Annotated in this window: 6 protein-coding genes and 1 pseudogene; 5 read left to right on the forward strand and 2 right to left on the reverse strand. The window is 72.3% G+C overall.

Annotated features, from left to right (window positions below; genetic code table 11):
* On the reverse strand, positions 1–421 hold a 421-nt coding region (locus AOK03_RS44595), incomplete at its 3' end, for a PucR-like N-terminal domain-containing protein (protein WP_482256518.1).
* Between the two features lie 207 nt (positions 422–628).
* On the reverse strand, positions 629–781 hold the full coding sequence (locus tag AOK03_RS43305; RefSeq protein WP_167355687.1) for a hypothetical protein: 153 nt from the start codon (positions 779–781) through the stop codon (positions 629–631).
* Between the two features lie 229 nt (positions 782–1,010).
* On the opposite strand from AOK03_RS43305, the gene pgfA reads away from it, so the two are divergent.
* The 5 genes and pseudogenes from pgfA to AOK03_RS37630 all read left to right on the forward strand — a co-directional run.
* Complete coding sequence (pgfA, locus tag AOK03_RS37610; RefSeq protein WP_055569860.1) at positions 1,011–2,045, forward strand: cell envelope lipid trafficking protein PgfA; 1,035 nt, start codon at positions 1,011–1,013, stop codon at positions 2,043–2,045.
* Positions 2,046–2,402: 357 nt separating this feature from the next.
* Complete coding sequence (locus AOK03_RS37615) at positions 2,403–3,587, forward strand: glycosyltransferase family 4 protein (protein WP_055569861.1); 1,185 nt, start codon at positions 2,403–2,405, stop codon at positions 3,585–3,587.
* On the forward strand, positions 3,584–4,303 hold the full coding sequence (locus tag AOK03_RS37620) for a class I SAM-dependent methyltransferase (RefSeq protein WP_107098211.1): 720 nt from the start codon (positions 3,584–3,586) through the stop codon (positions 4,301–4,303). Before AOK03_RS37615 ends, AOK03_RS37620 begins: the two co-directional genes overlap by 4 nt.
* On the forward strand, positions 4,300–8,730 hold the full coding sequence (locus tag AOK03_RS37625; RefSeq protein ID WP_055569862.1) for an alpha-(1->3)-arabinofuranosyltransferase: 4,431 nt from the start codon (positions 4,300–4,302) through the stop codon (positions 8,728–8,730). Before AOK03_RS37620 ends, AOK03_RS37625 begins: the two co-directional genes overlap by 4 nt.
* Positions 8,727–9,105 (forward strand): annotated as a pseudogene (locus tag AOK03_RS37630) (condensation protein); the annotation flags it as partial. The gene AOK03_RS37625 and the pseudogene AOK03_RS37630, both read left to right, overlap by 4 nt.

Consider the following 9,105-nt stretch of genomic DNA (forward strand, 5'->3'; position numbering starts at 1 on the left):
CGGACTGGTCGACCAGTCCGTCCAGGTACTCGAAGCCCGACTCGGCGAGTTCGTACATGGCCGGTGGCGGGATCTCTATCTGCTGGCCGATCTCGGCGAGGCGGCGCCAGGCGAGGCGCACCCCCAGGCGGTAGATCGCCTGGAGCGAGTCGAGGCTGCGGCCGTGCAGGCCCTCGCCGCGGCCGAACTCCTGGAAGACCTCCAGGTGGTAGCGGGGGCGACCCTCCTGGGACGCCAGCTGCTGGACGAAGCCCTCCAGGGCGCGGCGGATGCCGATCAGCGCCATCGGCTCGCCCGACTCGTCGAGGACGACGGGCAGGCCGGGGTACTCGGCGCGGATCTCGCGCAGGATGTCCTGGGCGAGCGCGGGCACCTCCTCCATGGCGAGCGCGGCGAACTCCCGTACCTGCCGGGGCGGCACGTCGCGCCACGCGGAGCGGAAGGGGGACCTGGCCTCCGGCGGCGGGTCGCCGACGGGGCGGCCGTCCGGGGCGTCGCAGACATCGGAGGCACCGGCTGAATGCGCGGCTTCGGCGTCATGGGCGGCATCCGGAGTCCGGCCGTCCGGGAAAGTGCCGTCAGCCGTCAGGTCGTCGGACGCCTGAGCATGGGTCGCGGACACGGTCGCTCACTGACCCCGCGCCGGCGCCTCGTAATGCACGAGCGGCGTATTGGGCTGGTCCGGCGTGGCGTCGAGGAGCGCGACGATGCCGAGCGCCGCGCCCACGGCGAGGAGCGCCGCGGCGGCGACGGTGAGTGAAGCGGCGAGCAGTCGGTGCATTGCGAGGGTCAGCCTCTCTGTCGGAGGTCGTCCCCACCCCAGGTCGCGCAGTCCCTCGGCCGGTGGTCGAGGTCCGACCACAAAGCGCTGGTCGCACAGCCCGTGCCGGCCCCGTCCGGCAAGTCCTCAGTCTCTGCAATGCATTGACACTTCGTCAAGGGTGCGCCTACGGTTCCCGGCCCATACGGCTCGGTAACACTTCTCCCGCCCTCAGCCCAGGAGTGACCTCATGCGCCGCACCGCCTCTCCTCTGTCGCTGATCCTGCTCGGGCTTGGCGCGTTTCTTCTGGTCCTCGCACCGATGCTGGCCTGGTACGTCGAGCCACGCGCGAAACGCACGCCCGTGGATGTCGACATCACGACCGTCTTCAAAGGCAAGGGAAGCTATTTCGACACCGAGAAGATCAAGACGGTCCACGACAAGGACCTCACCATCACCCGCCAGGTGCGCGGCGACGTGGCCGACAGCGAGGACAGCGGGCGCGCGGTCTGGGACGTGTCCACGTCCGTCGACCCGGACAAGTCGCTGCCCGCGGCCGACCCGCACGACTCGCTCCAGTGGACGCTGGAGCGCTGGGTCACCGACCGGAAGACGAACGCGCCGGTGCACTGCTGCGGCGAGGAGCCGTACTTCGAGGGCGAGGCCTACCTGAAGTTCCCCTTCGACGTGGAGAAGCGCTCCTACCGCTGGTGGGACAACACCTTGGGCGCGACCGTGCCGCTCACCTACAAGGGCACCAAGAAGATCCAGGGGTACGAGGGCTACCGCTTCACGGGGACCGTGAAGGCCACCAAGACGGGCACGCGCCAGGTGCCGGGCCGGATGGTCGGACAGCCGCGGAAGAGCCAGGTCATCGCGGACGAGTACTACGCCAACCACGGCATCGAGCTCGTCGCGGACCAGCGCACCGGCCGCATCATCTACGCCGCGATCGGCCCCCGCAAGACGCTGCGCGCGCCGGGCTCGGACAAGGACGCGACGGTGCTGCTCGACAGCGACCGGATCGCGTTCACGCCGGCCACCCAGAAGGCACAGGTGAAGCTCGCCGACGACGACAGCAGTCGGCTGGAACTGGTCGGCGAGACGCTTCCGGTCGGTGCGGGGGCGCTCGGCGGGGTACTCGCGGTGGCGGGAATCGTGCTCGTCGTACGAGGGCGTCATGACGACGGGGCAAACGGTCCCGGACGGCACGGCAAATCGGCGGAGCCGGGTGGTCCGAATCCGGACACGTCACCGACCGCCCTGCAACCCACCACGATGTGATGAGACGTCAGCTGTTGAAAGCGCAGAAATTATCACTTCAGTGAGTAGCCCCGCGGTACGGGTCGGCGAAAACTATCCACCCCACCCACGCACAGTCCCCGCACCGCCCGAGCACAACCCCCGCACCACCCACGCACCACACGAGCACCGACCCCGGCACCATCCGAGCACCGCCCGCGCACCACGCCGGAACCTCCGGCGCACCACCCCGCACAGCCCGGGCACAGCACGTCCGTGAGCCCCACGCTCCGCCCGCCCGGCCCGCTCCACCCCAGCAGGACCCGCAGAACCCAGCAGGACCGTTCCGCCCGACCGGACCCCCCACAGTTCCGCACCCTGAGACGAGTTGGAGCACGCATGCCCCAGCACGTACCGTCCTCGCTGCGCGCGGCCGCCCCACGCCGCGCGGAGCGCCTTCCGGCGCCTCCCCCACAACCGCGCCGGATCGTCTTCCTCGCCCACCGCGACCTCGGCAACCCGGCCGCGGGCGGCTCCGAACTCCTCGTCGACCGGCTCGCCGACGGCCTCAGCAAGCTCGGCCACCAGGTCACCTTGCTGTGCGGCGGGCCCGCCGCCTACCGCGACTACCGGGTCGTCTCCGCCGGCGGCGACCTCGGCCACTACCTGCGGGCGCGCACCGCGTTCACCCGGCAGGTCGGCGACTGCGACCTGCTCGTCGAGGTCTGCAACGGCATGCCGTACCTGGCGCCGCTGTGGCACCGCGGGCCCACCCTCTGCCTGGTCAACCACGTCCACACCGACCTGTGGGGGATGCGCTTCCAGGGCGCGCTCGCCCCCGCGGCGCGGCTCGGCCGCAGGCTGGAGCACTGGGCGCTCTCGGGCGCGCAGCGCGGCAATCTGCTCGTGGCCGTCTCGCCGTCGACGGCAACGGCGCTGCGCGCCATCGGCGTCGAGCGGGAGCGCATCCGCATCGTGCACAACGGCGTCGAGGAACCCGGGCCGTTGCACGCCCGCTCCGACGAGCCCCTGTTCCTGGCGATGGGGCGGCTCGTCGAGTACAAGCGCATCGATCTGCTGCTGCGGCTGTGGGAGCGCGTCAGACCCGTCACGGGCGGCAGGCTCGTGATCGTGGGCGACGGCCCCGAGCGGCAGCGCCTGGAGCAACTCGCCGGTCCCGGCGTGGAGTTCAGGGGCCATGTCTCCGAGGCGGAGAAGCACCGCCTGCTCTGCGAGGCCTGGATGCTGCTCCATCCCTCGGCCGTCGAGGGCTGGGGGCTGGTCATCACCGAGGCGGCGACCCGCTCGACGCCCTCGATCGGCTTCGACGTGCCGGGGGTGCGCGACTCCGTCGAGGACGGCGTGACCGGTCTCCTCGCCCGGGGCGAGAGCTCCTTCGCCGCCGCCTGGTGCACCCTGGCGCTCAGCGCCGAGCGCCGCAGAGCCCTCGGCAAGGCCGCCGGGGAGCGGGCCGTGCAGTTCCGCTGGGGCAACACGGTGCGGCAGTTCCAGGCGGTGGCGGCCGAAGCGGTCGCCGCACACCAGGTGTCCCATGGACCCCCGACTCCCCAGAGGTCTGTGTGAAGGACCCTTCGCTGCGCCGTTCCGCCACCCTCTTCCGGGCCTTCCTGCGCGAGCAGCAGGAGCCCGAGCGGTGCTACACGCTCCTCGCCCGTGACGCCGCCGACCAGGTCGAGGCGTACGTGCCGGTCAAGGACCGCGTCGTCGTCGACATCGGCGGCGGGGGCGGCTACTTCACCGAGGAGTTCCGGCGGCGCGGCGCGCAGTCCTTCCTCTTCGAGCCCGACCCGGCCGAGCTGGGGGCCAAGCCGCCCGAGGGCGCGGTCGTGGCCGACGGATATCTGCTGCCGCTCGCGGACGGCGTCGCGGACGTCACGTTCTCCTCGAACGTCCTGGAGCACGTCGACGACCCCCAGACGTTCCTGAGCGAGATGGTCCGGGTCACCAGGCCCGGCGGGCTGATCTATGTCTCGTTCACCAACTGGCTGTCCCCGTGGGGCGGTCACGAGTGGGCGCCCTGGCACTACCTGGGCGCCGAACGGGCCCGTGCCCGCTATGAACGACGTACCGGCAAGGCCGCGAAGCACACGCTCGGCGAGAACCTCTTCGTCCACCACGTCGGAGCGACCCTGCGCCAGGTGCGGGGCCGCGACGACGTGGAGATCGTGTCGGCGCGCTCCCGCTACTGGCCGTTCCTGGCCGGGGCGATCACCAAGGTGCCGGGTGTGCGCGAGATCGCGACCTGGAATCTCCTCCTCATCCTCAGGCGGTGTCCATGACCACGGTCCAGGCCCCACCCCCGGCGGCCGCAAGACCCACGACCGATGCCCCTGAGCCCTCGCGGGCGCCGCGCTCGTGGCGCTGGCTCCTTGGGTTCTGGGCCGTGGTGTTCGTGCTCTTCCTCGCGGTGAAACCGGGGCGGATGACGTTCGACACCAAGCTCGGTGTCGCCGTCGACCCCTGGCAGTTCCTCTCCGACCTGGGGCAGCTCTGGCACGACCGGGGCGGCTTCGGCGGGATCCAGGACCAGTACGTCGGCTACGCGTTCCCGATGCTGCCGTTCTACGGCCTGGCCGACCTCGTGCAGCTGCCGGTCTGGCTGGCGGAGCGGCTCTGGTTCTCGCTGATCGTGGCGGTCGCGTTCTGGGGCGCGCTGCGGCTCGCCGAACGCCTCGGCATCGGCAGCCGCCAGAGCCGGCTGCTCGGCGCGGTGGTGTACGCGCTGTGGCCGACGTTCACCGTGGTCATCGGCTCGACGTCGGCGGCCGCGCTGCCCGGCGCCTTCCTGCCGTGGGTGCTGCTCCCGCTGACCAACGAGCGGATCAGCGCGCGGCTGGCCGCCTGCCGCTCGGCGCTGGTCATCCCGTTCATGGGCGGGGTGAACGCGGCGGCGACGCTCGCCTCGCTGCTGCCCGTGGGCCTCTATCTGCTCTCCCGCCCGAACGGCCCGCGCAAGCGGAAGCTGATCACCTGGTGGGTGCCGGGCGTCGTCCTGGCCACCGCCTGGTGGGTCGTACCGCTCCTGATGCTCGGCATCTACGGCGAGAACTTCCTGCCGTTCGTCGAGGACTCGGCGACCACGACCGGCACCATGTCGGCGACCGAGGCGCTGCGCGGCGCCGGCAACTGGGTGGCGTATCTGCACTTCGGCGAGGCCTGGCTGCCCGCGGGCTGGACCGTGGCGACGGCCGTCGTGGCCGTCGTCTGCTCGGCGCTCGCCGCGGCGATCGGGCTCGCGGGTCTGGCGCGGCGCGATCTGCCGGAGCGCCGCTGGCTGGTCCTGACGGTCCTGTCGGTCGTCCTGGTCACCCTCGCCGGGTACGGCGGCGCGTTCGGCGCCCCCTTCCACGGCACGGTCCAGTCCTGGCTGGACGGCGGGCTCGTCCCGTTCCGCAACATCTACAAGTTCCAGACGGGCCTCGCGCTCGCGCTCGTCTTCGGCCTGATGCACCTGGTGGGCGTGGCCGCGCAGGCGCGCGGGGCCCGGCGGGTGCGGGGCAGGCGGTACGCGCCGCTGATCGCGGCGGTCCTGGTCCTGCCCGGCCTCGCCCTGCCCTACCTCAACGGCTCGATCCTGCAGCCCGGTTCGTTCCAGAAGCTGCCCACGTACTGGCAGACGACGGCCGACTGGCTGGAGAAGTACTCGCCCGACTCGCGTGCCCTGGTCGTGCCCGCGACCGCGCACGGCATCTACACCTGGGGCTCCCCCATCGACCAGCCCCTCGACGTGCTCGCCGACTCGCGCTGGGCGCAGCGCGACTACGTGCCGTTCGGCGCCCCGGGCAACCGGCGCGCGATGGACGCCGTCGAGAAGGCGCTGATGACCGGCGCCGAAGTGCCGGGCCTGCGCGACTACGTGACGCGGGCCGGTCTGTACTACGTCGTCGTGCGCAACGACCTCGACCCCGACCAGGTCGGCAACGTGCCCACCTCGACGGTCAAGCGCACCCTGGAGGAGTCCGGCTTCCGCCGCGTCACGGGCTTCGGCCCGCAGACCACCGACGGCATCATCCCGAACGACACCCCGGTCCAGGTGGAGGGCCTCTACCCGCGCCAGCGCGCGGTCGAGATCTACGCGCCCGGGGAAGGCACCGAGCGGCCGGGCCAGGCGGGCCTGAAGCCGGTGTCCAACACAGCGGTCGTCAGCGGCGGCCCGGAGTCCCTGCTGCCGCTCTCCGCCGACCCGTCGATGCGCGACCGGCCTGCCGTCCTGACCGGCGACAACCATCCGGGCATCGGGGCGCCGGGCCTGCAGGCCGTCGGTGACGGCATGCGCCGCGCCGACACCCGCTTCGGCCTGGTCAACTCCAACACCTCGTACACGTACGGGCGCTCCGAACGGAACGCGGTCGACGCGCTGCAGAACCCGGACGAGAAACCGCACCAGATCCTGCCGAGCAAGGGCATCGACCACCAGACGACCTCGGAGCTGCGGGGCGCCAGGTCGGTCTCGGCGTCCAGCTACGGCAACTGGCTCTTCCATCTGCCGCAGTACGACCCGGCGAACGCCTTCGACGGCAACCCGGCCACGGCCTGGGCGGAGGGCAGTGCCGACTCGGCGGACGGCGAGTGGATCAAGGCCGAGTTCAACTCGAAGGTCGCGGTGCCGTCCTCCTTCCGCGTCACCCCGCTGCCGCAGGACGGCACGCGGTCGGCGCCCACCCGGATCCGCGTGGAGACGGAACAGGGCAGCGTCACCAGCCCCCTCCAGCCCGACGGGCAGCCGCAGCGCGTCAAGGCCCGTCCGGGCTCCACGGACTTCGTCAAGATCACGATCCTGGACACCCAGGTGGCCCGCCCTGGCCTGACGGGCGCGGGCTTCTCGGAGATCAGCATCCCCGAGGTGCGGGTCACCCGGCTCCTCCAGCTCCCGAAGGACGCGGAGAAGGCCACCGACGCCAAGGCGACCACGTACTCCCTGCACCGCACGGCCGACCCGGGCGCCTTCTCGCAGGTGGACACCGAGTCGGGCCTGCACCGCCGCTTCACGACGACGGCGGAGGGCGCGTACGACGTGAAGGCGAGCGCGGTGGCCGTGCCGGGCCGTGAACTGGACGAGCTGCTCTACAAGGTGGCGCCGGAGCAGGAGCAGCAGATCATCGCGACGGCCGACGCCACCGCGAAGCTCGGCAGCGGTCTGTCGCCGCGCAACCTCACCGACGGCGATCTGACCACGGCCTGGGTCGCGGGCAGCGACGACCGGCCCGTCATCCACCTCAAGTGGCCGGACAAACAGCCGGTGGGCGAGCTCGTGCTGCCCGCGGCGGGCGGACTGTCCACCCGGCCGGTGAAGATCGAGATCAGTTCGCCGGACGGCGCGGCGACCGCGGGCGTGGACGAGAACGGCAACGCCCGCTTCGCGCCGATCACCACCGACGAGATGGACATCACCATCACGGAGACCGCCCCGCTGACGGTCCACAACCCGGTGGCGGACGCCAACCTCCAGCTGCCCGTGGGCCTCACCGAGGTGTACGTCCCCGCGCTCGACAAGTACCGCACCAAGCAGCCCGACCCCGCGGACCGCTTCTCGCTGCCGTGCGGCCAGGGCCCGACGATGTCGATCGACGGCGAGCTGTACGAGACGAGCGCCAAGGGCCGGATCCGGGACCTCACCGACCGGCGCCCGGTCGACATCACGCTCTGCCAACAGGGCGAGGAGGCTCCCGCGGTCCGCCTCGGCGCGGGGGCGCACAGCCTGGAGACGGGTGACGCGGGCCCGCTCGCCGTCATGGACGCCTCCCTGACCACCGGCACGCCGGGCACGCTCGACACCACCTCCCGCGACCTGGAGGTCAAGGACTGGCTGGGCGACCGCCGCGAGCTGAAGGTCGGCGCGGGCGCGGCCTCGTACCTCACCACGTACGAGAACGTGAACGACGGATGGAAGGCGACGCTCAACGGCAAGGAGCTGACCTCCGTGCGGCTCGACGGCTGGCAGCAGGGCTGGCTGGTGCCGAACGGCGAGGGCGGCACGGTCAAGCTGACCTACGAGCCGTCGCAGCTCTACGAGATCGGCCTCATCCTGGCCGGTGTCGGTGTCCTCGCCCTGCTGGCGCTGGTCCTGGTCCGCCGCCGCGACCCCAACACCGACGCCCCGTCCGCGGCGCCGCCCGCCCCCGGGCTCATCCTCGGCACGGTGGCGCTGACGCTGGTGGCCGTGGTGATCGCGGGCCCCTTCGCGCTCCTGGTCCCCGCACTGGCCCTCCTGGCCCACTGGCGGCACGCGCTCCTCGTACCGATCGCGTTCGTGGCGATGGCGGGGGCGGGCATCGCAGCGGCAACGGGCGCGGGCGAGCCGATCGCATCCGACGAGGGAGCGTTCGGCCACACGGCCCAACTCCTGGCTCTCATAGCCCTGTTCGCAGCCCTGGTGACGGTGCGGGAGACAAGTCCCCGCGCCACGCATACGTTGGAGTACGGCCCGGACACGCCCGGCGGCCCCCCGCCGTACACACCGGCTCCCGACCCGGCGACACCGCCGCTCGCCCCGGACCACGCCCCGGCCGGTCAGGCACCCCCGCTCCCCCGCCGCAAGCGCGACGGGAACGGCCCGGCCAACCCGCCGGAAGCGGCCGCGGGTCCGACGGTCTCGGCCCGGGGCCCCGCGTCGGCCCAGCCGGAGCCCGCGCCGCCGGGCCGCAGGACGGTGCGCTTCCCGCGCCGCAGGCGTACGTCCACGACAGGAGAAGGCACCCAGCGATGACCGCACTGGAACACCCGGCACGGCGCGCGGACGGCCCCGGGCGGCCGCCTGCGCGCGTGCCGTTCCCCGTCGTCGACGAGGTCTCACGGCACTGCCTCCAGGAGGAGGAGCCGGAGACCGTGCACATCGAGGTGCACCTGCCGGGCACCCCGGACCCGGACCGCCTCCGCGCCGCGTTCACCGAGGCCCTGCGCCGCCACCCCCGCATCCTGATGCGGGAGGCGAAGGGCGCCTGGTACCGCCGCCGCTACGAGTGGGAGCTGACCACCGACCCCGACCTCGACCCCGTGTCCTTCCCACCCCCGGATCCCGACGCCCTCAAACGCGCCCGCGAACGCGCCTTGGCCGAGGCACACCCACCCACCGCCCCACCCC

This window comes from Streptomyces atriruber (genome assembly GCF_001418325.1).
GTDB classification, from domain to species: Bacteria; Actinomycetota; Actinomycetes; order Streptomycetales; family Streptomycetaceae; genus Streptomyces; species Streptomyces atriruber.